Origin of the sequence: Nocardia sp. NPDC052001, from assembly GCF_040680615.1 — a bacterium.
Classification (GTDB): domain Bacteria; phylum Actinomycetota; class Actinomycetes; order Mycobacteriales; family Mycobacteriaceae; genus Nocardia.
Genome location: NZ_JBFAXC010000002.1, coordinates 517,446 through 538,131, shown reverse-complemented (window position 1 = coordinate 538,131; position 20,686 = coordinate 517,446). Strand labels below are relative to the sequence as shown.

General features: G+C 66.8%; 21 protein-coding genes. 14 read left to right on the top strand and 7 right to left on the bottom strand.

The window, feature by feature from the left end; all coding sequences use genetic code 11:
* Nucleotides 1-48 precede the first annotated feature (48 nt).
* The 3 genes from AB0L82_RS10790 to AB0L82_RS10780 all read right to left on the bottom strand — a co-directional run bounded on the left by AB0L82_RS10790 (nucleotide 49) and on the right by AB0L82_RS10780 (nucleotide 3,075).
* Nucleotides 49-1,146: an ABC transporter substrate-binding protein gene (locus AB0L82_RS10790; RefSeq protein WP_364633741.1), complete on the bottom strand. Its 1,098-nt coding sequence runs from the start codon at nucleotides 1,144-1,146 to the stop codon at nucleotides 49-51.
* Between the two features lie 44 nt (nucleotides 1,147-1,190).
* Complete coding sequence (locus AB0L82_RS10785; RefSeq protein ID WP_364633739.1) at nucleotides 1,191-2,204, bottom strand: 2-oxoglutarate and iron-dependent oxygenase domain-containing protein; 1,014 nt, start codon at nucleotides 2,202-2,204, stop codon at nucleotides 1,191-1,193.
* Nucleotides 2,205-2,367: 163 nt separating this feature from the next.
* Entirely contained in the window at nucleotides 2,368-3,075 is a 708-nt protein-coding gene (locus AB0L82_RS10780) for a hypothetical protein (protein WP_364633737.1), read from the bottom strand.
* Nucleotides 3,076-3,189: 114 nt separating this feature from the next.
* Between AB0L82_RS10780 and AB0L82_RS10775 the strand changes: the two genes are divergently transcribed.
* The 7 genes from AB0L82_RS10775 to AB0L82_RS10745 all read left to right on the top strand — a co-directional run bounded on the left by AB0L82_RS10775 (nucleotide 3,190) and on the right by AB0L82_RS10745 (nucleotide 9,961).
* On the top strand, nucleotides 3,190-4,227 hold the full coding sequence (locus AB0L82_RS10775; RefSeq protein WP_364633735.1) for an iron ABC transporter permease: 1,038 nt from the start codon (nucleotides 3,190-3,192) through the stop codon (nucleotides 4,225-4,227).
* 188 nt (nucleotides 4,228-4,415) lie between these two features.
* Nucleotides 4,416-5,489, top strand: a complete 1,074-nt coding sequence (locus AB0L82_RS10770) for an iron chelate uptake ABC transporter family permease subunit (protein ID WP_364635976.1) — start codon at nucleotides 4,416-4,418, stop codon at nucleotides 5,487-5,489.
* A gap of 35 nt (nucleotides 5,490-5,524) precedes the next feature.
* Nucleotides 5,525-6,376: an ABC transporter ATP-binding protein gene (locus AB0L82_RS10765; protein ID WP_364635973.1), complete on the top strand. Its 852-nt coding sequence runs from the start codon at nucleotides 5,525-5,527 to the stop codon at nucleotides 6,374-6,376.
* A gap of 77 nt (nucleotides 6,377-6,453) precedes the next feature.
* Nucleotides 6,454-6,855 (top strand): BlaI/MecI/CopY family transcriptional regulator, encoded by a 402-nt coding sequence (locus tag AB0L82_RS10760; RefSeq protein ID WP_067562558.1) that lies wholly within the window; start codon nucleotides 6,454-6,456, stop codon nucleotides 6,853-6,855.
* 43 nt (nucleotides 6,856-6,898) lie between these two features.
* A complete protein-coding gene (locus AB0L82_RS10755; protein ID WP_364633733.1) occupies nucleotides 6,899-7,840 on the top strand; it encodes a M48 family metalloprotease in 942 nt (313 codons plus the stop codon).
* A gap of 118 nt (nucleotides 7,841-7,958) precedes the next feature.
* A complete protein-coding gene (locus AB0L82_RS10750) occupies nucleotides 7,959-9,290 on the top strand; it encodes a DEAD/DEAH box helicase (protein ID WP_364635970.1) in 1,332 nt (443 codons plus the stop codon).
* A 38-nt stretch (nucleotides 9,291-9,328) separates the two neighbouring features.
* Complete coding sequence (locus tag AB0L82_RS10745; protein WP_364633731.1) at nucleotides 9,329-9,961, top strand: hypothetical protein; 633 nt, start codon at nucleotides 9,329-9,331, stop codon at nucleotides 9,959-9,961.
* 246 nt (nucleotides 9,962-10,207) lie between these two features.
* Here the strand turns inward: AB0L82_RS10745 and AB0L82_RS10740 are convergent, their stop codons facing one another.
* Entirely contained in the window at nucleotides 10,208-10,405 is a 198-nt protein-coding gene (locus tag AB0L82_RS10740; protein ID WP_364633729.1) for a hypothetical protein, read from the bottom strand.
* Nucleotides 10,406-10,621: 216 nt separating this feature from the next.
* On the opposite strand from AB0L82_RS10740, the gene AB0L82_RS10735 reads away from it, so the two are divergent.
* The 4 genes from AB0L82_RS10735 (at nucleotide 10,622) to AB0L82_RS10720 (ending at nucleotide 15,643) form a co-directional block, all read left to right on the top strand.
* Complete coding sequence (locus AB0L82_RS10735; RefSeq protein WP_364635968.1) at nucleotides 10,622-12,058, top strand: GuaB1 family IMP dehydrogenase-related protein; 1,437 nt, start codon at nucleotides 10,622-10,624, stop codon at nucleotides 12,056-12,058.
* Between the two features lie 273 nt (nucleotides 12,059-12,331).
* Entirely contained in the window at nucleotides 12,332-13,708 is a 1,377-nt protein-coding gene (locus tag AB0L82_RS10730; RefSeq protein WP_364633727.1) for a hemolysin family protein, read from the top strand.
* Nucleotides 13,701-14,765 (top strand): hemolysin family protein, encoded by a 1,065-nt coding sequence (locus AB0L82_RS10725; RefSeq protein ID WP_364633725.1) that lies wholly within the window; start codon nucleotides 13,701-13,703, stop codon nucleotides 14,763-14,765. Before AB0L82_RS10730 ends, AB0L82_RS10725 begins: the two co-directional genes overlap by 8 nt.
* Nucleotides 14,766-14,767: 2 nt before the next feature.
* Nucleotides 14,768-15,643, top strand: coding sequence for a 3-methyladenine DNA glycosylase (locus tag AB0L82_RS10720; RefSeq protein ID WP_364633723.1), 876 nt, complete (start codon nucleotides 14,768-14,770; stop codon nucleotides 15,641-15,643).
* On the opposite strand, the gene AB0L82_RS10715 is transcribed toward AB0L82_RS10720, so the two are convergent.
* The gene (locus tag AB0L82_RS10715) at nucleotides 15,640-16,125 is read right to left on the bottom strand and encodes a hypothetical protein (protein ID WP_364633721.1); all 486 of its coding nucleotides are present in this window, start codon (nucleotides 16,123-16,125) and stop codon (nucleotides 15,640-15,642) included. The two genes, AB0L82_RS10720 and AB0L82_RS10715, sit on opposite strands and share 4 nt — an antisense overlap.
* Nucleotides 16,126-16,287: 162 nt before the next feature.
* Between AB0L82_RS10715 and AB0L82_RS10710 the strand changes: the two genes are divergently transcribed.
* Together AB0L82_RS10710 and AB0L82_RS10705 are read left to right on the top strand one after the other, a co-directional pair.
* Nucleotides 16,288-17,658, top strand: coding sequence for a sensor histidine kinase (locus AB0L82_RS10710; RefSeq protein WP_364633719.1), 1,371 nt, complete (start codon nucleotides 16,288-16,290; stop codon nucleotides 17,656-17,658).
* Nucleotides 17,651-18,325, top strand: coding sequence for a response regulator transcription factor (locus AB0L82_RS10705; protein WP_364633717.1), 675 nt, complete (start codon nucleotides 17,651-17,653; stop codon nucleotides 18,323-18,325). Before AB0L82_RS10710 ends, AB0L82_RS10705 begins: the two co-directional genes overlap by 8 nt.
* 1 nt (nucleotide 18,326) lies before the next feature.
* On the opposite strand, the gene AB0L82_RS10700 is transcribed toward AB0L82_RS10705, so the two are convergent.
* Together AB0L82_RS10700 and AB0L82_RS10695 are read right to left on the bottom strand one after the other, a co-directional pair.
* Nucleotides 18,327-19,589 (bottom strand): hypothetical protein, encoded by a 1,263-nt coding sequence (locus AB0L82_RS10700; protein ID WP_364633715.1) that lies wholly within the window; start codon nucleotides 19,587-19,589, stop codon nucleotides 18,327-18,329.
* 93 nt (nucleotides 19,590-19,682) lie between these two features.
* Nucleotides 19,683-20,147, bottom strand: coding sequence for a helix-turn-helix domain-containing protein (locus tag AB0L82_RS10695; RefSeq protein WP_364633713.1), 465 nt, complete (start codon nucleotides 20,145-20,147; stop codon nucleotides 19,683-19,685).
* 102 nt (nucleotides 20,148-20,249) lie between these two features.
* On the opposite strand from AB0L82_RS10695, the gene AB0L82_RS10690 reads away from it, so the two are divergent.
* Nucleotides 20,250-20,630 carry a PPOX class F420-dependent oxidoreductase gene (locus AB0L82_RS10690; protein WP_364633711.1) on the top strand — a complete coding sequence of 127 codons (381 nt, stop codon included), beginning with the start codon at nucleotides 20,250-20,252 and terminating at the stop codon, nucleotides 20,628-20,630.
* Nucleotides 20,631-20,686 lie beyond the last annotated feature (56 nt).

The window sequence follows — 20,686 nt, the reverse complement described above, 5'->3', positions numbered from 1 at the left end:
TAACCCCCGAATCACCTACCGCGACAGCGGAACCGCTGGACGCGGTGGTCACCATGTCAGACCCAGATCGGCGAATACCTTGTTGGACAGCGCACGCGGATCGGTCTTCTTGTCCAGGTACCCGGTCTTGGCGAATTTCTCGATGCCCGGCTCGATCTCGGGCTTGAACTTGATCGCCGAGGGATTGAATCCGTAGGTCTTCAGTGTCGTCTCGACCAGCGACCGGTCCGCCGCCACATACTTGTTGTCGACCTCGATGCCCGCGGTCTCGGCGACATTCGAGCCGACCCAGCGACTGCCCTCCGCCCACGCGGTCACCAGCGAACGCGCGATATCGGGATCCTCGCGCAGTAGTCGGCCGTTGATCGCCGTCGCACAGCAGAACAATTCACGATTCGCACCCTGCTGATTACTGGTGAGCTCGCGCGCCTGCCCGCGCAACTGCGGCACCAGCGCGACCGGATCGCTGCCCGCGATCGCCTGAATCTCCCCGCGCGCCAGCGCATCCCCGAGCTGATCACCCGGGAACACCCGCCACTGCACATCTTCGGAGGGATTCAATCCGGCATCGAGCAGATCCAGCGAGAAGAACGACATGGAGGAATCGCCGATCGCGCCCACCCCGATCGTCTTACCCCGCAGTTCGGCAACGGTTTTGATGGGACTGGTCGGCGGCACCGCCAGCCGCAGGCAGCCCTCGTGCAGGCCCGCCGCCAGTTTGGCGTCGATGCCCTGTTCGATCGGCTTCAGCCAGGAGAAGAAGATGCCCGGCGCGGCATCGAGCTTCCCGGCCCCCACCGCATCCTTGATCTCATCGGCACCGGTCTTGATGACCTCGACCTTCAACCCGTGCTTGGCGAAAATCCCCTGGTGCAGTGCCGCGTACAGCGGCGCTTCGCAGACGCCGCCGCCGAAACCGATCTTCAGGGCGCGATCCACCGGCCCGGAACCGGGCGTGCGCCGCGTGGTCAACCAGGCCGCCAACCCGCCACCGGCGACCACCGCCGCCGCGATTCCCGCCCCCGCGAACAGCTTTCGCCGCGACAGCGCCGGAGGCTCCAGCTCCCCGGCCGGAGTTAGATCTTCGTCTTCGTCGTTCGGTACCGCGGCACCCTCGGGCCGTATCTGCTCGTCATCGCTCGCCATCGCTTCAAGGTCTCAAAATCGCTTCGCCACGAACAGATTTCGAGTCAGCGCGAGCGCAATGACCCGGACTCGACTTCGGGCCACCATTTCTTCGCGACCTCGGGATGTGAACGTAGCCAGCCGATGAGCGCGTTCTCACCGTAGTGCGCCAGCAGCGGATTGGCGGCATCGGCGCTCACCCCGCGTGCCCGCGCGGCCAATTCGGTGGGCAATTCGAGTGGTTCGACCACGGCGTCCAAGCGCGGACCCAGAAAGAACGGCACCGAATACCGGTCGACCCCGGCGGGCGGACTCACCACACGATGATCGGTGGCGATCAAATATCCCTGCGTCGCGATCTCCAGCATCTCGCCGATATTGAAGACGAAACTGCCCGGCACCGGCGTCACATCGATCCAGCCGTCCGGGCCGCGCACCTGGAGCCCGCCGACCTCGTCCTGTTGCAGGAGCGCCAGATAGCCGTAGTCCTTGTGCGCGCCGACGCCCTGATCATCGCCGGTGGTGTCACGGCCCGGATAGTGAATGATCTTCACGTGCGTGGTGGCCTCCGCATCGAACCAGGCGTCGAAGTAGCCCTCGTCCTGTCCGAGCGCGGCGGCCAAGGCGCGCAATACTTCCCGGCTCACCCGCAATGCCTCGGCCTGCCAGGCCAGGGTGACCGCGCGCAATTCCGGCAGTGCGGGCGGCCACTGATTGGGTCCGATCAAACGCTGCCAGATCGGATCCCCGGGCGCCCCGGACAACGCTGCCCGCTCGGGCCCGATATCGATCTGCTCCCGCCGATCCGGCGCGCCCGCGGTGTATTCGTGCCCGGTCGAGGTGTAGCCCCGGAACTGCGGTGAATGAATATTCTCGATCTCGAGCCGCTGTTCCAGCGGTAGCGCGAAGAACCGCCGCGCCACCTCGAAAATGCCCTCGGTCAATGTCTGCGGCACCCCGTGCCCGATGACGTAGAAGAATCCGACTTCGTGTGCGGCATAGCGCAACTCGTCGAGAAACGCGTCCCGATCCGGCCCGCGGAAACGGGAGATGTCGATGAGCGGTAATCGATCGGTCATCACAGATCCTTCGCGCGGCGGGCCCCGACAGTGCTCCCTTTCGACGCTAACCGCCCGCACCGCGCGGTGACCCACTTGCGCTCACCGTGATCGGTTTCCCGTCGCCGAACTCACCGGGCAGCCCGCTCGAAGCAGCTGCCCGGTATCACCACCTCGCCGCGACCTATCGGACGACGTAACCCCGGCGCACCGGCAGACCGCGATCCTCCAGTGCCGCCAGCATGTCCTGCCCGCGCTGCGCGCCCACCGTGGACGAGGTATTGGCCAGCGCCGGAACATAGGTCGCCGCGCCGACGATCGACTCCGCCACCAGCGACCAGAACCGCCGCACGCCCAATCCGGCGCAGCGCAGCATCGCTTCCTGGATCAGCCGCAGCGCCGGTTCACACCGGTGCGCCAGCCAGACGTACAGCGCGGGTTCGCACGGCAGCGCCACCACACCCGGCTCACCGGTCAGCCGGTCGCCGTCGACCACGCGAATCGTGGTGTCCGCCAGCCCCGCCCAATCGATACCGCCGTCATTGTCGGTATGGATCCACAGGTTCTCCAGGCCCGGATCCCAGGCCCGGCCCTCGGACACCAGCATGGCCATGACCCGGCCGATGACCGCGTGGATGAGCGCGGTGGCCACCACCTCCGCGGCGATCTCGGGATTGCTCATCTCGGCGGCGTGGCGGCGGTACATCATCTCGATCCGGCCTTCGCGTATTCCGTCCGCCAACCGCCACCATCTCCGTTTGCCCTGTTCGGACATGGCGGCGACGGCATACACCCGCGGGTGTTCGGGTTGCAGGCCGCGCAGCCGGGCGCAGGCCCTCCCGAAGGCGATCCGGGAATCGCGAGGCGGGCACACGGTTACGGGCTCGAGCATCGAACCTCCTCTTTCATCGGACTTCCGGCCACTGTGTACGCAACGAGAATTGAAGATAGGTTAGGCTTACCAAGCTAACGAGAGCAATCAATGTGTCAGGAGTAGTTCGTCACCGTGCCCGCCGTAGTCACCATCAGACGGCGACGTCTGTCCGGACTCCTCCTCCTGGCCGCGCTGCTGGTCTGCGCGGTGCTCGCCAGCATCGCGCTCGGCTCACGTTCCCTACCTCTCAGTGCGGTATTCGACGCACTCACCTGTCCGGGCGGGTTACCACTTTCCTGCCCCGCCGACGGAACCGCCGCGCAGATCGTGCGCGAATTGCGGCTCCCCCGAACCGGACTCGCCCTCGTGACCGGGCTGGCATTGGGCATGGCGGGTGCACTCATCCAGGGCTATACCCGAAACCCGCTCGCTGATGCGGGACTGCTCGGAATCAATGCGGGCGCGGCGTTCCTGGCGGCGCTGAGCATTCATCTGTTCGCGCTCACCGCGACCACGCAGTACATCTGGTTCGCGCTGGCGGGTGCGCTGATCGCGGGCATCGTCGTATTCGGGGTGTCCTCGATCGGCGGCGGTAAGGCCAGCCCGCTGAGCCTGGTGCTGGCCGGAGCCGCCGTGACCGCGTTCCTGCAGGCCATGACCAATATCGTTGTGCTGCTGGACGAGAACGCGCTCAATACCTATAGGTACTGGGTCGTCGGCGATGTCGCGGGACATGACGCGGCGGTATTCCAGCAGGTGCTGCCGTTCCTCATCGTGGGCGCGGGCCTGGCGCTGGCCGCCTCACCCGGGCTGAACCTGCTCGGTCTCGGCGATGACGTGGCGCGCGGCCTCGGTGTGAACCTCGCCCGCAATCGGGCATTGGGCCTGGCCGCGGTGGTGCTGCTCGCGGGCGCGGCCACCGCCGCCGTCGGCCCGATCGCCTTCCTCGGCCTGATCGTGCCGCATCTCGCACGCTCGGTCACCGGCCCCGACTACCGCTGGCTGGTGCCGTATTCGGCCCTGCTGGGAGCCATCACCCTGCTGATCGCCGATACCGTGGGCCGCGTGATCGCCCGCCCCGGTGAACTCCAGGCCGGAATCACCCTCACCGTGATCGGCGCACCGTTCTTCATCCTGCTGGTCCGCCGCCGAAAGCTGGTGAGCCTGTGAGCGATCCCACCCACATCGACGGCACACCCACCGAATCCACTCCCGGGCAGGCGGACACGACGGCCGATCACGCCATCGCGGTGAAACCCCATGCCGAACAGGCGAAAACGACACTCGGTCGTGCCATCACGGTGAAAGCCGCTGCCGGACAGTCGAAGGCGGCGCGGGTCGAACCCGAATCCGCGCGGCTGCTGGGCCGGACGCGACCGGCGGTACGCATCGCCGGGTATTCGGCGGTACTGCGAGCGCGGGCACTGCTCACCGCCGCCGTGCTCATCGCGATTCTGCTCACGCTTTTCGCACTCGATATCAGCACCGGCGAATTCCATATTCCACTCGGTCGGGTACTGGATGTGCTGGGCGGCGGCGGATCTCGCGCACAGCGGTTCGTGATTTTCGACTCACGTCTGCCGCGCGCGCTGACCGCCGTGATCGTCGGTGCCGCACTGGGATTGGCGGGCGCGATCACCCAATCCATCCTGCACAATCCCCTCGCGAGCCCGGATATCCTCGGCATCACCTCGGGCGCGAGCTGCGGTGCGGTGCTGATTCTGGCCGGAACCGGCGGCGCGACCACCGGAATCGCTGCGACACTGGGCATTCCGCTCGCCGCGCTCGCGGGTGGTCTGCTGACCGCGGTCGCCATCTATCTGCTCGCCTGGGGCCGCACCAGCACGGGCGATCACGGTGTCATGGGATTTCGCCTGGTGCTCATCGGCATCGGCGTGAATGCCGCACTGCTGTCGGTGGTCAGCTGGCTGCTCACCCGCGCGACCCTGACCGATGCCGCGCACGCGCAGCTGTGGCTCACCGGATCGCTGGATCGCTCGGACTGGTCCACCCTGGTGCCCGCCGGAATCGGTGTGGGCATCACACTGCTAATAGCCGCCGCGTCGAGTCGCACCCTCGCGGCCCTGCGGTTCGGCACCGACACCACTCGTGTTCTGGGCGTTCGCATTCAGACCCAGCAAGCGCTGCTGCTCGGTGCGGGCGTCACGGCGGCCGCGCTCGCGACCGCCGCGGCCGGACCCGTCGGCTTCGTCGGCCTGGCCGCACCGCAGATCGCGCGCCGGTTGCTGCGCACCCCCGGGGAACCCATCGTCGCCTCGACGCTGATCGGCGCGATCGCCGTGGTCGGGGCGGATCTGGTGTCCCGCACCATACTTCCCGTCGATCTGCCGGTCGGGGTTGTGACCGCCGCGGTCGGCGGACCGTTCATGCTGTACTTGCTGGTACGCGCCAATCGGAAGGCGACCCTGTGACGATTCGAAGCGAGACGGTGACCACCGCGCGCGATGTGACGGACTCCCCCACTGCCGCAGTGACTCTCGCCGCCGAGAACATCACCCTGGGGTACGGCGATCGCGTGATCGTCGACGGACTCTCGCTCGATATCACACCCGGTGTGATCACCACGGTCATCGGCCCGAACGGTTGCGGCAAGTCCACCCTGCTGCGCGCACTGGGCCGACTACTCAAACCGCGCGACGGCCGAATCGTCTTGGACGGCAAGGCGATATCGTCCATGAAGACCCGCGATATCGCCCGCATGGTCGGCATGCTGCCGCAGACCCCCGTCGCCCCCGAGGGCCTGACCGTCGCCGATCTCGTCGCGCGCGGCCGTCACCCGCATCAATCCTGGTTGCGGCAGTGGTCCGCAGATGACGAGACCGAGGTCGCCACGGCGCTCGCACAGACCGGTATCGCCGATCTCGCCGACCGCACCCTCGATGAACTCTCCGGCGGTCAACGCCAGCGCGCCTGGATCTCCATGGCGCTGGCGCAGGGCACCGATATCCTGCTGCTGGACGAGCCGACCACCTACCTCGATCTCGCGCACTCCCTCGAGGTGCTCGATCTGGTGGACCGCCTGCACGCCGATTTCGGCCGCACCGTGGTCATGGTGCTGCACGATCTGAACCTGGCCATCCGCTACAGCGATGAGCTCATCGTCATGTGCGCGGGCCGGATCGTGGCGCAGGGCCGCCCGGCCGATATCGTCAATTCCGAGCTGCTGCTCGAGGTTTTCGGTCTGCGCGCCGAAGTTCTGGAGGATCCGGTCTCCGGACGCCCGATGATCGTGCCGATCGGCACCCGGCACGTACATGGCGCCGACGGGCAGGATCCCGCGCCGACCAGCGAGGTATGACCAATACCACACAGCTACCGACCGGTTACGACGACTTGTAGTACGCATTTGTGTCGTTGCCTCCGTAAACTTGTGGGATGGCAGGTCTTGGTGAACTCGAGAAAGCGGTCATGGACCAGTTGTGGTCGGCCGATGAACCCCAAACGGTGCGGCAGGTGCACGAGGCCCTCGCCGAGCGCCGCGAGCTCGCGTACACCACGGTGATGACCGTTCTGCAGCGTCTCGCGAAGAAGAACCTCGTACTACAGCAGCGCGATGACCGCGCGCATCGGTATGCCCCCGTGCACACCCGCGACGAACTCGTCGCCAGTCTCATGGTGGACGCATTGCAGCAGGCCGACGAAGTAGGCTCGCGCCGAGCCGCACTCGTGCACTTCGTGGAACAGGTAGGAGCCGATGAGGCTGCCGCTTTGCGAGACGCACTCGCTAAGCTCGAAGCCACCGAGGCGGCACGCAAGGAGCCGAAAGACTCCAAGTAGCCCCGACCTCGGCCCAGGCCCCCACAACGCAGTGAGCTGAGGAATGGATCTGACAGCGCCGGTATTCGCCGGTCTCGCCCTCTTGTTGGCGGGACCGATCCCGGCGCTGCTCAGCAGAGCCACCTGGCCGTATCGGAGTCCCCGTGCGGCGCTGGTGCTCTGGCAGGCCATCGCTCTCGCCGCCGTCCTGTCCGCCTTCGGTTCCGGGCTCGCCATCGCCAGCCGACTGCTGGTGCCCGGCGGTGACGGACGGCCCACCACCACCCCGAGCAAGGAGATCGCCGCCCTGGGCCTGCCACTGTGGCTCGCCCTGGTGACGGTCTTCGCGCTCACCCTGCTCATCGGGGCGCGGCTGATCTTCTCGGTCATCCGCGTCGGCGTGCATACGCGCCGGCGACGCGCCAAACACCGCATGCTGGTCGATCTGCTCGATCAGGGCGGCGTGGCACGGAAATCCGCGGATATCCGGGTGCTCGCCGCCACCGAACCCATTGCCTACTGCCTGCCCGGGCTGCGCCGCCGCGTCGTGCTCAGCCAGGGCACCGTGACCAATCTTTCCCAAGAGGAGTTGACCGCAATCGTCAGCCATGAGCGCTCGCATCTGCGCGCCCGCCACGACCTGGTGCTGGAGGCATTCACCGCCGCACACGAGGCGTTCCCCCGGGTGGTGCGCTCCAAATCCGCACTCGATTCGGTGAAACTGCTGATCGAATTGCTGGCCGATGATTCCGCGGTCAAGGTCACCGGGCCGACGCCGCTGGCGCGCGCCCTGGTCGCCTGTTCGAATTCGCCCGCGCCGCAGGGTGCGATGGCGGTCGGCGGGCCCACCACCCTGATTCGCATTCAGCGCCTGGCCGGGCCGATCGGCGATATTCGCATCGCGAGCGCGGCATATCTGGCCGCCGCCGCCATCCTCGTGGTCCCGACCCTCGCGGTCGCGATTCCGTGGTTGCAGGAACTGAGCCGATTGCTCAGCCGTGCCTGAGCCGCGGAGCACGACTCCCCAGCAGCACGACGTGGCGGACACCGCGGCTCCCGCGGTACCCCGTTTCGCCTCTTCCGCGGCGGGCGCGCGCCGGTTCGCCGATCTGGGCCTGCCGCCGATGCTGGTACAGGCACTACGGCGCAATGGGATCGATACGCCGTTCCCCATTCAAGCCGCGGTGATCCCGGACATTCTGGCCGGTCACGATGTATTGGGCCGGGCCGCAACGGGTTCCGGTAAGACCCTGGCGTTCGGGCTGCCGATGCTGGTGCGACTGTCCGGCGCCTCGACCGCGCCGCGCCGTCCGCGCGGGTTGATCCTGGTACCCACGCGTGAATTGGCGATCCAGATCGAGACCGCGCTCGATGAGCCGTCGCTGTCCATGGGCCTGCGGCTCGCCATCGCCGTCGGCGGACTGGCCATCAAGGCGCAGGACGAGAAGCTGGGTCGCGGCGTCGATCTGCTCATCGCCACGCCCGGGCGGTTGACCGATTTGATCGGCCGCAAGGCCGTGGATCTCTCGGACGTGCAGGTGCTCACCGTCGACGAGGCCGACCATATGGCCGACCTCGGCTTCCTGCCGCAGCTGACGGCCGTGCTGAATCGTGTTCCCGCCGAATCACAGAAACTGCTGTTCTCGGCGACCCTGGACGAGGCCATCGGCGAGCTGGTGCAGCGGTACCTGCACTCCCCCGTCACCCATACGGTCGCCGAACAGCCCAATGCGAGCGCCCCTGCCGCCGATGCCGTTGCCGCGGAATCGGATTCCGATCTCCCCGATATCGCGCACTACGCCCTGCATGTGCGCCGGATCGAAAAGCGCCCGGTGGTCACCGAAATCGCGGGCCGCAAGGGCCGCACCCTGCTGTTCGTGCGCACCCAGCACGGTGCGGACAAGCTGGCCGGCAAACTGCGCGAGGTCGGTATCGCCGCCGCCGCGCTACACGGCGGTCAGGGCCAGAATCAGCGCACCCGAACCCTCGCCGCGTTCGCGGATGGCAGCTGGCCGGTGCTGGTCGCCACCGATATCGCCGCGCGCGGTATCCATGTCGACGATGTCTCGCTGGTCGTGCACGTCGATCCCCCGGCCGATCCGAAGGACTATCTGCACCGCACCGGCCGCACCGCCCGCGCGGGCGCGTCGGGCACGGTGGTCACCGTCGTCACCCCGGACGATCGTCAGGAAGCCGCCGAATTGGCCCGCCGCGCAGGGGTTTCCGTCACCGATCTGGAAGTGCGGCCCGGCGATCGCCGCCTGGCCGAGATCACCGGGGCGCGCCGCGCCTCCGGCCGACCCATCCACGATCCGGCCACGGTCGCGGCGGCCGCCAAAGCCGCTGCGGCACCGCCGGATCCGGCACCGGAACGCCCCCGCCACCGCATCGATCCGCGCACCGGCGGGCGCAAGCACACCAAGAAGCATAAGCCGAAGTCACGCGGCGGCCGCTGACCGCGCCGACCGGACTTCGCCGAGGTAAAGTCCGCCGCGTGAAATTCATGTTCGGATGCGCCCTTGCCGTCGCCTGCGCGGCGACGGGAATGCCTGTGGCGCAAGCGGTTACCCCTCCCACCTGTGCCGAGACACCCAATGGGTACACGGCGGAGTGGCAGGCCAGTTGGTCGATGTACGAAGCGGGACAGCACAATCCGGCCGAGTCCCGCGCCGCGGTGGTGGTCGATCTGCCGATCACCATCAACGCCCCGCTCGAGCGGGTCTGGTCGGTCTACTCCAACCTGCGCAACGATATCGGCCGCCACCCCTTCCTGAAGGATGTGATCACCCACCGCACCTGCGACGATTCCGGCGTCGAGGTGGTGGATTTCACCGCCCTGGAAGACATTCCGATGGGCCCGGTCACCTTCCCCGGCCACACCCAGGCCGAACAGCGCCTGCACCCCGCCGAGCACTACTACACCTCGGACAGCTGGGACATCCCGAATATCACCACCCACCAGTTGATCACCTTCACCGCGAACGGCGATGGCAGCACCACGGTCAACGAGCACATCACCTTCCTCGCCGATGCGACCCTGATCCAATTCACCGCCGATAACGGGGCTTCATCTCACCGCGCCTACCAGACCGCTCTGAAGCGAGATATCGAAAACGGCACACTCTGAACCCGAATCGCCACGGGCCGCCGCCCCGGACACGATTCGATCGCAGGCCCGACACACCGGCAATCGCAGCCGATTTGCGGGCTCGCAGTGCGCGATTCACCGGTTAGGCAACCATTCGGCAAACATCACCGGGACCCCTCGGGGCGAGAGTCCGACCCAGCTACCAGTCGATGGCGAAGGTCGTCCGCTGCCCCGAGCGGGTCAGGCGCTCATGCGCACAGTCTGCCCGTGAGACGCCGGGGAAGCTCAGCGGCGGCGGGCCCAGCCGCCGCGGGAGCGCCACTGGCCGCCCGACGGGATGCGGGAGCTGAAGCCCGCCAGGTGTAGTGAAAGGGCAAGCAGCCCACCGATGATGAGTAGCTCCACACCGAATGTGGTGCCTCGATTGACGAGTTCCAGTAGTAGCGCGATGGCGAACAGTACTGCGGCTCCGATAGCGAACATATCGTCGCGATACCCAGCCGCAGCCGTTTCGATCGTCCTACCGGGATGCCGATCACGTCAGGTCGGCGGTGCGGCCGGATCACATGTGAGCGAGGCGACAACCGAGTTTCGAGTACACTGGCCTGCTGCATGCGTGACACCAGGTAGCGCGCCAATACCTGACATCGAAGCATGGAACACGACAACCCCACGTCAAACCATGAGGCGGCAAACACCGTGCAGTTCCTCCCCGGGCAGACTCCGCCCTACGACCTGACCTATGACGATGTCTTCCTCGTCCCGAATCGGACGGATGTGGCGTCGCGATTCGATGTCGACCTGTCGTCGAGCGACGGAACCGGCACCACCATTCCCCTCGTGGTCGCGAATATGACCGCCGTCGCCGGCCGCCGCATGGCCGAGACCGTGGCCCGCCGGGGCGGCATCGTGGTGCTGCCGCAGGATCTTCCGATCCAGGCCGCGGCCGACACCATCGCCTTCGTCAAGAGCCGCTCGCTCACCGCCGACACCCCGGTCACCCTGGATCCGGAGGATTCGGTCTCCGACGCGCTGGCGCTGATTCACAAGCGCGCGCACGGCGCGGTGGTGCTCGTCGAGAACAACCGCCCGGTCGGCGTGGTCACCGAGGCCGCGTGCAGCGATGTCGACCGTTTCGCGCGATTGAGCACCGTCGCCGACACCAACTTCGTCAGCGCGCCCGCCGACGCGTCCCCGCGTGAGGTCTTCGACCTGCTCGAGGCCGGTCACTCCAAGCTCGCCGTCCTGGTGAACGCGGACGGCACCCTCGCGGGCGTGATGACCCGCACCGGCACCATTCGCGCGGGCATCTACCAGCCCGCCGTCGACGCCAACGGTCAGTTGCGCATCGCCGCGGCGGTCGGCATCAACGGCGATATCCCTTCCAAGGCAAAGGCTCTCGTCAACGCGGGCGCCGATGTACTGGTGATGGACACCGCGCACGGCCATCAGCAGAAGATGCTGGAGGCGCTGCGCTCGGTGGCCGCCCTGGATCTGGGCGTGCCGCTGGTCGCGGGCAATGTGGTCTCGGCCGCGGGCACCCGCGATCTGATCGAGGCGGGCGCGGACATCATCAAGGTCGGTGTCGGCCCCGGCGCCATGTGCACCACCCGCATGATGACCGGCGTCGGCCGCCCGCAGTTCTCCGCGGTCGCCGAATGTGCCGCCGCCGCAGCCGAATTCGGTAAGCACGTGTGGGCCGATGGCGGCGTCCGGCATCCGCGCGATGTGGCGCTGGCCCTCGCGGCCGGTGCGGCCAATGTCATGATCGGTTCCTGGTTCGCGGGCACCTACGAGTCGCCCGGCGATATGCGCATCGATCGCGACGGCAACCGCTACAAGGAGAGCTTCGGTATGGCCTCCAAGCGTGCGGTCGCCGCGCGCACCGCCACCGATTCGGCCTTCGACCGCGCCCGCAAGGCCCTGTTCGAGGAGGGCATCTCCTCCTCGCGCATGCGCCTGGACGCCGAACGCCCGGGTGTGGAGGATCTGATCGATCACATCACCTCCGGTGTGCGCAGCTCCTGCACCTACGCGGGCGCGCGCTCCATCGCCGAATTCCATGACCGGGCCGTGCTCGGTGTGCAGTCGGCCGCCGGTTTCGCCGAGGGCCGTCCGCTGCCTTCGGGCTGGTAAACCGGCTCGAATTGGGCAGCCATCCCGGCGGGGACCGCACGGAACCCGCCGGGTTTTCCCATGCCCGGCCAGGTCACGCTGAAGGCGAGCGGGCCAGCCGGTAACATGTCGACCATCGGATCGTGCCGACCCGTCACGATCTACCCCATGCGAAAGGAACCAGTTGTCACCCGCGTCCGAGGGCGCCGTTCAGGAGGGCTCCTCTACCGAGCCGGGTGACAAACCCGGCGCCATCGCTCCCTCAGCCACACAGACGGCCGGGTGGTGCTGACCGTGTCAGCCCTGCTCACCGTTCTCAGCCTGATCGGTTTCATCGCACTGACCGCCGGTACAGCGTTATTCGTTGCCGCGGAATTCTCGCTCACCGCCCTGGAACGCAGCACCGTGGAGGCGCACGCCCGCGACGGCGACCGCCGCGCCCGGCAGGTGCGCCAGGCGCATCGCACGCTCTCGTTCCAACTTTCCGGGGCGCAGCTGGGCATCACCATCACCACTCTGATCACCGGTTATATCGCCGAACCGGTATTGGCGCGGCTGCTGGAACCCATATTCGACGCCTTCGGCCTGGATGCCGGTACCTCGCATGGCATTTCGCTGGCGCTGGCACTGATTCTGGCGACCTCGCTGTCCATGATCTACGGCGAGCTGGTGCCGAAGAACATCGCCATCGCCTCACCGCTGGCCACCGCACGCTGGACCGCGGGGCCGATGATGTGGTTCTCCATGGCATTCCGCTGGCTCATCAATTTCCTCAATGGCGCGGCCAACTGGGCCGTGCGACGCCTGGGCATCGAACCGGCCGAGGAATTGCGTTCGGCGCGTTCCCCGCAGGAATTGGGTTCACTGGTCCGCACTTCCGCATTGCACGGCGCGCTGGATCAGCGCACCGCGCAGGTGGTGGATCGCTCACTGCAATTCGGTGAGCGCAGCGCGGAGGAGCTCATGACCCCGCGCGTGAAGATCGAATCCCTCGATCAGAACTGCACCATCGCCGATCTCATCGAATGTGCCAGTCGCACCGGGTTTTCCCGCTTCCCGGTGATCGACGGTGATCTGGACAACACGCTCGGCGTGGTGCACGTCAAACAGGCGTTCACGCATCCGGCATCGCAGCGCCGGATCATCAAGCTCAAGGACATCTGCCAGCCCGTACCGATCGTGCCCGCCAGCCTGGACGGTGACGAAGTGCTCGAACGCGTGCGCGCGGACGGTATGCAGGTTGCGCTGGTGGTCGACGAATACGGCGGCACCGCCGGCATCGTCACCATGGAGGACCTGATCGAGGAAATCCTCGGCGACGTCCGCGATGAGCATGATGAAGAGGAACTCGATGTGCGCCGCACCTCCACCGGCTGGGACTGCTCCGGGCTGCTGCGCGTCGACGAGGTCTCGCGCACAACGGGTTACGACGCGCCCGACGGCGAATACGAAACCCTCGGCGGTCTGGTGCTGACCCGCCTGGGCCGCATCCCGGTCACCGGCGATGAGGTGCTGCTGCCCGAACCCGGCAACAACCACGCCATGGATCCGCATACCAGCGGCGGCTGGATCGCCAAGGTGGAGCGCATGGACGGCCGTCGCATCGACCGGGTGCTGCTGCGCCCCGTCGACGCCGAGGAACTGGCCGAATGGGAGCTGCGCCATGGGTGATTGGACAGCGGTATTGCTGGCCCTGGGGCTGCTGCTGGGTAACGCGTTCTTCGTCGGCGCGGAATTCGCGTTGATCTCCGCGCGCCGCGATCGCCTGGAAGCGCTTGCCGCACAGGGTAAGCGCAGCGCCAATACGGTGATCGAGGCGGCGCAGAATCTGTCGATGATGCTGGCGGCGGCGCAGCTGGGCATCACCATCTGCTCCATCCTGCTCGGCCGCGTCGGCGAACCCGCTGTGGCGCATCTGCTTTCGAGTGTCTTCGATCTGGTCGGCATGCCCGATTCGCTGCTGCACCCGATTTCGTTCGCGGTGGCGCTGGCGATCGTGGTGGTGCTGCACATCCTGCTCGGCGAGATGATTCCGAAGAATATCGCGCTGGCCGGACCGGAACGCTCCGCGCTGCTGCTGGTTCCGGTGCATCTGATGTGGTTGCGCCTGGCGCGGCCGCTGATCGCGGTCTACAACCTGGCGGCGAATCTGTCGCTGCGGGCGCTGCGCATCGAACCCAAGGATGAACTCGATTCGACGGTGTCCTCGGTGGAATTGGCCGAGATGTTCGGCGAATCGCATTCCGAGGGGCTGCTGGACGAGGAGGAGCACCGCCGCCTGACCCAGGCGCTGGGTTCCAGTGACAGCATCGTCGCCGATGTCATGGTGCCGCTGGACAAGACCCGGTCGGTCCCGCTGCGCGGGGAGGGCACCACGCTCGGCGATATCGAGAACGCGGTGACCGAGACCGGTTTCTCGCGCTATCCGGTGCGCGCCGGTGACGGTTCGCTGGTCGGCTATCTGCATGTCAAGGATGTGCTGGATCTGGTGGCCGATGATCAGGCCGGTCCGTCGACGCCCATCCCGCGCACCGATATCCGCCCGCTGCCCACGGTCAGCACCGGCGCCACCCTCTTCGAGGCCCTGGCTCGGTTGCGCCGCACCAATTCCCATCTGGGCCGGGTGGTGGACAGTCGCGGGAATACCGTCGGCATCGTCGCGCTCGAGGATCTGGTGGAGGAGTTCGTCGGCACCGTCCGCGACGCCACCCACCGCATCGCGGAGTAACCATGCCGGTTGTGCGACAGGAGATTCCGGTGCTCGCGCCCGCCGATTGGCGGGCGCGAGCCGCCACACACCGGGAACGGGTCGAACGGCTGGTCGGCCCGTATCTGGCGCAGCGCGCGGCCGGGACCAAACATCCGGTCATCGACTTCCTGTTCACCTACTACGGCAATAAGCCCGCCCAATTGCGACGCTGGCACCCGGGTTTCGGCATCGGGCTGGCGGATGCCGCCGACTACGCCGAAACCCGGGGCTATCACCTGAATTCGGATATCGCCGCGTACACCGCCGACCCGGCGTTCCTCGAAAAGCGCCGGGACACCATCGAATTCGTCACCCGGCTGCTCTCGGCGACGGCCGCCCGCCCGGCGCAGCTGTCCTGCTTCGGACTGCACGAATGGGCGATGGTGTATCGCACCGATGAGGTCCGCCATCAGCAGGTGCCGTTGCGGCTGGGCACCGCCGGGACGGACGCGGTGGTCGAGTCGATGCAGTTGCGCTGCACGCACTTCGACGCCTTCCGCTTCTTCACCCCCGAAGCGGTACCCCTGAACATAGAACCGCTGACCCGCGCGGATCAGGAACATCGCGAACAGCCCGGCTGCCTGCACGCCAATATGGATTTGTACAAGTGGGGTTTCAAGCTCACCCCGCTGATCGCCTCGGACCTGCTGTTCGACTGCTTCGAATTGGCCTGCGCCGCACGGGAACTCGATATGAAGGCCAGCCCCTACGACCTCTCGGCGTACGACTACGAGCCGATTCGCATCGAAACCCCCTCGGGCCGAGCAGAATACGTGCGCAGGCAAGCGGACATCGCAACCCGCGCCGCTGTACTGCGCGACCGCCTCGCCGACAGCTGCCGAGCGCTCCTCGACTAACGCTGTGCCGGTTCAGTTCTCGCGGGCAGGAGCAACAGATTCAGCAGGCCCGCGGAGACGGCGGCCAATAGGGCTCCATCCACGTAGTGGAATGCCATCGCCCCGAAGTACGTGGGCCCACCCCAGGCATTGACGACGAAGTTGGGGTCCAGACCGCCCAGCACCTGCATACCGCAGCGATAGGGGAAGTACACCAGCATCGCCAGCGGTATCACCGACAGCAACAGACGCGGCAGCGCGGACAGCCGACGAAAGATCGACCGCACCGTCCACGCGAGCCGATGCGCGGCAGTGCTCCCCAAGGGCGCGAGCAGCAGCCGGGGAGACCGAGTACCGCTGCGACGCAACACCATCACCGCCACCAAAGCGGCCAGCACATACAGCACCACATGCGGCCAAAAGGCATCGGTACCCGCCACGTGCACCTCACGCTGCGGCGATCGGCCGAGATAGATCGCACCGCCGGAAACGATCCCCGCCACCAGGGAAGTCCCGGCAACGCACACCGCTGGCCGCGAGAACCTGAACCGGAAGCCGGAAGCCGGTGGGCGCGGCTGGCGCGATGCAGGGCCGACTGCCGCGCTGTACGTGGCGCGGCGGGCGGGGTCGGGATCGGAGGTGTTCATAGCTGTAACTGTCGCGTCTTGACGCGGGTCTTGTCGTCCATCCCGAGCCTGGAATCACTGCCCGGCGCACGGCTGATTCGCGGTGGCGTCTCCACCTCGGGGATGACATCGCGAGGCCGATGCCTGGCCGTCCATCAGCGGATTACCGTCAACACCATGGTGATCACCTCATTACCGCCGGAACGGACCGTGCGAGCGGCCCCGTGGCATCAGCGGCTCATCCCGGCCGGGCGGGCGGATCACACCGGCCCCGATTGGGTCGATTTCGCCATTGCCGCAGCCTGTTTCGCGGCGTTCACGGTGCCGGTGCTGATCACCGGGAACGGTATCGGCTCGCGGACCGCGATCACGCTGTTCGGGCTCGCGGCCGTTCTTCCGCTCGTCGTCCGGCGGCGCTGGCCGGTGGCGGTCACGATCGCGGTGGCGGTGGTGCTGTGCGCCGCCGCGCTGGCCGGTGTTCGGTTCACGCCCTGGGTCAGCAATACCGGTCCGGCTTTCGCGATCGCGGTGCTTACGCTCGCCGACCGCCGATCACGGCGCGAATCTCTGCTCGTCACCGGCCTCGGGCTCGTCGCGATAGCCATCACCGCGCAGTTCGGCCTGAGCTGGCATCCCGATCAGGATCAGGACTTCGTACAGCTGTTCATCGCGATTCCGGCGTGGCTGGCCGGTGACGCGTTGCGCACCCGGCGTGAGTACCGGCGTGATATCGCTGTGCAGCAACAATTTCGGGCCGTGGATTCGGAGCGGCGCATCCGCGCCGAGGAGCGGTTGCGGGTATCGCGCGATGTCCACGATCTGATATCGCACACCCTGAGCATGGTGGCCGTGCGCGCCGGGGTGGCCAGGCTGCTGCTCGACGAACAGCCGGATGAGGCGCGCCGCGCGCTCAGCGCGATCGAAGACGCCAGCCGGTCGGGGCTGACCGAATTGCGGCAGGTCCTGGCGCAATTACGCGAACCGGGGCAGCGGGAGGAGCCGGGCGAACCGGGCCTCACCGAGATCCTCGGCCTTGTCGACGACCTGCGCCAGAGTGTCGCGATCGTGGATTACCGCGTCATCGGGCAGCCCCGCGACTATCCGGCGCTGCTGGAGACGACCGCCTACCGCATCGTTCAGGAAGCGCTCACCAATATCGTCAAACACTCGCGTACCGCCCACGCCGAACTCGAAATCCGGCATACACCAACCGAATTGACCATCACCGTCGCTGACGACGGACCCGCCGCACCACCTACTGGAAACCCATCCACCGGCTCCGGCCTCGGCCTGATCGGCATGCGCGAACGGGTCGCCCTGTTCGGCGGCCATTTCGACTCCGGTCCGCGTCCGCAGGGCGGCTTCGAGATCACCGCGACCTTCCCCGTCGATAATGACCCCCATGCCTGACACCGCCCCGATCCGGGTACTCATCGCCGATGACGAAGCCCTGGTGCGCGCGGGCTTCCGCGTCCTGGTCGACTCCGCACCCGATCTCACCGTGCTCGGCGAGGCGGGCAATGGCGCGGAAGCGGTGCAGCTGACGCGCCGCCTGCGCCCCGATGTGGTGCTGATGGATATCCGCATGCCGATCATGGACGGCCTGGAAGTCATGCGGCATATCGCCGCCGATACCGCGCAGCAGCCGCGCGTGCTCATCGTGACCACCTTCGATCAGGACGAACACGTCTTCCAGGCACTCCGCAGCGGTGCCAGCGGCTTCCTGCTCAAAGACTCACCGCCGGAACAGTTGCTGCACGCGATCCGCGTGGTGGCTAAGGGTGATGCCCTGCTGACACCCAGCATCACCCGCCGCATGATCGACGAATTCGCCCGCCGCCCAACCACTCCCGATCGGCGGCCGGATATCCGCACCGGACTCACCGACCGCGAGTACGAGGTCCTCATTCACGTCGCGTCCGGCCGCACCAATGCCGAGATCGCGAGCACCCTGCACGTCAGCGTCGCGACCGTCAAAACCCATATCGGCCATCTGCTCACCAAACTCGATGCGCGCGATCGCACCCAGCTGGTGGTGCTCGCCTACGAATCCGGAATCGTGGTTCCCGGAGCCTGATTCACGCACCGCCCAGAGCTCGCAGCGCGGATTCTATTGCCGCGAGCCGGTTTCGGGCTTCGTCCGGGGCGATCGGGGTTCGCAGCTCGATGGCCAGTCGACCCTGGAAGGTGGACAGCACATAGGTATTGGGCGGCTTGAACGGTGAGTCCGGGGCCACTCGATGCTCGAACATCATGCTCTGGAAGTCCTCGAACTCGAGTTGCTCAGGTATGCGCGGTGTCGGCACCACTCCCCAGTTGCTGGAGACGATTCCCACCGGCCGTTCGGATGCGGGTACCTGACCGAGTCGCGCGACGGCGGCGGTCATGGTGTCGAAGAAGCGCAGGCCCGCCTGATGTACTTCCCCGCTGTCCAAGCCTTTTCGCAGGTCGTCGGTGACGGCGCGAGCGACCTCGGCGGTATTGCCGAGGTCCCCCGTCGGAGTGAAGTTCACGAAGCCCAGCGGATCGGTGGCCGCCGGATTCGCGACCGGCGGTGAGATTCGATTGCGCAGATCCACCGGATAGCTGTATTCGAACCGCTCCGCGGGCACCCCGCCCTGTTCGGATTCGACTCGCAGAATCAGCGCGGAGACCACGCCGTTGAGCGTCGTCTCCTGTTCGCGCGCGTATGCCAGCAGTCCCGCGGTCACGACCGCGTCCAGGCGACAGCGCGTCGCCGCGACGGTGTACACCCGTGTCGCATCGGGTGTACGAGACGGCCGCACCGGCGCGTCGGGACTCGCCGGCGACGCGGCGGGTTCCGCGATATCGTTGTCCGCCTTGACGATTCCCCTATCGGCGAGCACCTGCTCCAGCGATTCCGGATAATCCCACGGTGTGAGGTCGACCTGCTCCCCGCGCACGGCGGCCGTGTACAGCGACCACAGATCCCCCAGCAATTCGAGCGAGTGATAGCCGTCGGCAATGCTGTGGTGGGTGAACAGGGTGACCGCGGCCCGATCTCCGTCGAGCACCACGTGCAGACCCGACAGCGCATGCTCCTGATCCACGCACGCTCCGGACACCGGCGCGTCGAGGTCTCCCGCGCTCACCACCACCCCGGGTAGCGGTCCGGGCCGGGCCACGATCGCATGCCCCTCGTCCTCCGGTTCCAGCACCGCCGCCAGCACCGGATACCGCTGCCGCAACCCCGCGAACGCCGTGGCGAGTGCGGCGATATCGAGCTCACCGCGCACCCGTACGCGATAACCGATGTAGGCCCCGACCAATGCGAAGACCCGCTCGCTGGGGGCAAGGGAACGGATACGACCAACAGACACACATGCTCCTCGGGGAGTTGGAATGATGAGACGACCGCAGCAGCCACTATTCCGAAATCGGCAGTCTCTCGCCAATTCCCCTGGATTCCAACGCTATTCGCCCGATATGACGGCCGCTCCCGGGCCGGGGAGAACGTCGACGTCCGGTGCGTGCAGGGGTTGTCCGCAGTGCGCGCAGGTGAGATCCACCGCGCTGATCTCACCGCAGGCGTGGTGGCGATAGAGCACCGGCGGCCCCGCTTCACCCGCCAGCCACTTATCGCCCCAGCCGACCATGACCATGAGGACATCGATCAACTCGGTCCCCTTCTCGGTCAGCACATACTCGTAGCGCGGCCGGTTGTCGTACGGGCGACGCTCCAGCACACCGCATTCGACCAGGTGATTCAGCCGCTCGGTCAGCACCTTGCGAGAGATCCCGAGATCGGACTGGATCTGCTCGAACCGACTGAACCCCACCCAGATATCCCGCAGGATCAACGGCGACCACGGCTCACCGATCACATCCAGGGTCCGCGCGATCGAGCAGGCCATCTCACTGAAGTTCGTGCGTTGCATGAAAGAAGTCTACCAATCGGGGTTCCCTAAGGGAACTTAAAGCGCTACGGTTATGGCGTCTCCTAAAGGAACTAACCCCCATCTCCGACACGAGGTACCACCATGACCATCACCCCCGAAATCCGCGCCGCCCTCGACAGCACCCCGGTAGCCCACCTGGCCACCCTCCTCCCCGACGGCTCCCCCCACTCCATCCCCCTCTGGGTAGGCACCCACAACGACCACATAGCCATCCTCACCGGCCCCACCTCCCGCAAAGCCCGCAACCTCCACCGCGACCCCCGAGTAGCCCTCTCCCTCACCCCACCCGACAACCCCTACCAATCGATCATGATCCGCGGCCGCGTAGTGGATTGGCTCGAAGGCGACGAAGCCTGGAACGTCATCGACGCCATCGCCATGAAATACCTCGGCCAGCCCTACTCCCGCGAGGAAGACCGAGTAGTCGCCCTCATCGCCCCCGACCACCAAACCATCGGCTGATTCGCCTGTGGCGCAGCTACTTCGGAGCGGCCGTGGCGGAGCGACCGATCCCGGCG

Bases quoted from the DNA above. Each gene is read 5' to 3' on its own strand.
- AB0L82_RS10695 (WP_364633713.1), bottom strand. From the start codon at position 20,147: ATGCAACGCACGAACTTCAGTGAGATGGCCTGCTCGATCGCGCGGACC.
- AB0L82_RS10780 (WP_364633737.1), bottom strand. From the start codon at position 3,075: ATGCTCGAGCCCGTAACCGTGTGCCCGCCTCGCGATTCCCGGATCGCC.
- AB0L82_RS10705 (WP_364633717.1), top strand. From the start codon at position 17,651: ATGCCTGACACCGCCCCGATCCGGGTACTCATCGCCGATGACGAAGCC.
- AB0L82_RS10785 (WP_364633739.1), bottom strand. From the start codon at position 2,204: ATGACCGATCGATTACCGCTCATCGACATCTCCCGTTTCCGCGGGCCG.
- AB0L82_RS10750 (WP_364635970.1), top strand. From the start codon at position 7,959: ATGCTGGTACAGGCACTACGGCGCAATGGGATCGATACGCCGTTCCCC.
- AB0L82_RS10790 (WP_364633741.1), bottom strand. From the start codon at position 1,146: ATGGCGAGCGATGACGAGCAGATACGGCCCGAGGGTGCCGCGGTACCG.
- AB0L82_RS10725 (WP_364633725.1), top strand. From the start codon at position 13,701: ATGGGTGATTGGACAGCGGTATTGCTGGCCCTGGGGCTGCTGCTGGGT.
- AB0L82_RS10690 (WP_364633711.1), top strand. From the start codon at position 20,250: ATGACCATCACCCCCGAAATCCGCGCCGCCCTCGACAGCACCCCGGTA.
- AB0L82_RS10760 (WP_067562558.1), top strand. From the start codon at position 6,454: ATGGCAGGTCTTGGTGAACTCGAGAAAGCGGTCATGGACCAGTTGTGG.
- AB0L82_RS10740 (WP_364633729.1), bottom strand. From the start codon at position 10,405: ATGTTCGCTATCGGAGCCGCAGTACTGTTCGCCATCGCGCTACTACTG.
- AB0L82_RS10720 (WP_364633723.1), top strand. From the start codon at position 14,768: ATGCCGGTTGTGCGACAGGAGATTCCGGTGCTCGCGCCCGCCGATTGG.
- AB0L82_RS10755 (WP_364633733.1), top strand. From the start codon at position 6,899: ATGGATCTGACAGCGCCGGTATTCGCCGGTCTCGCCCTCTTGTTGGCG.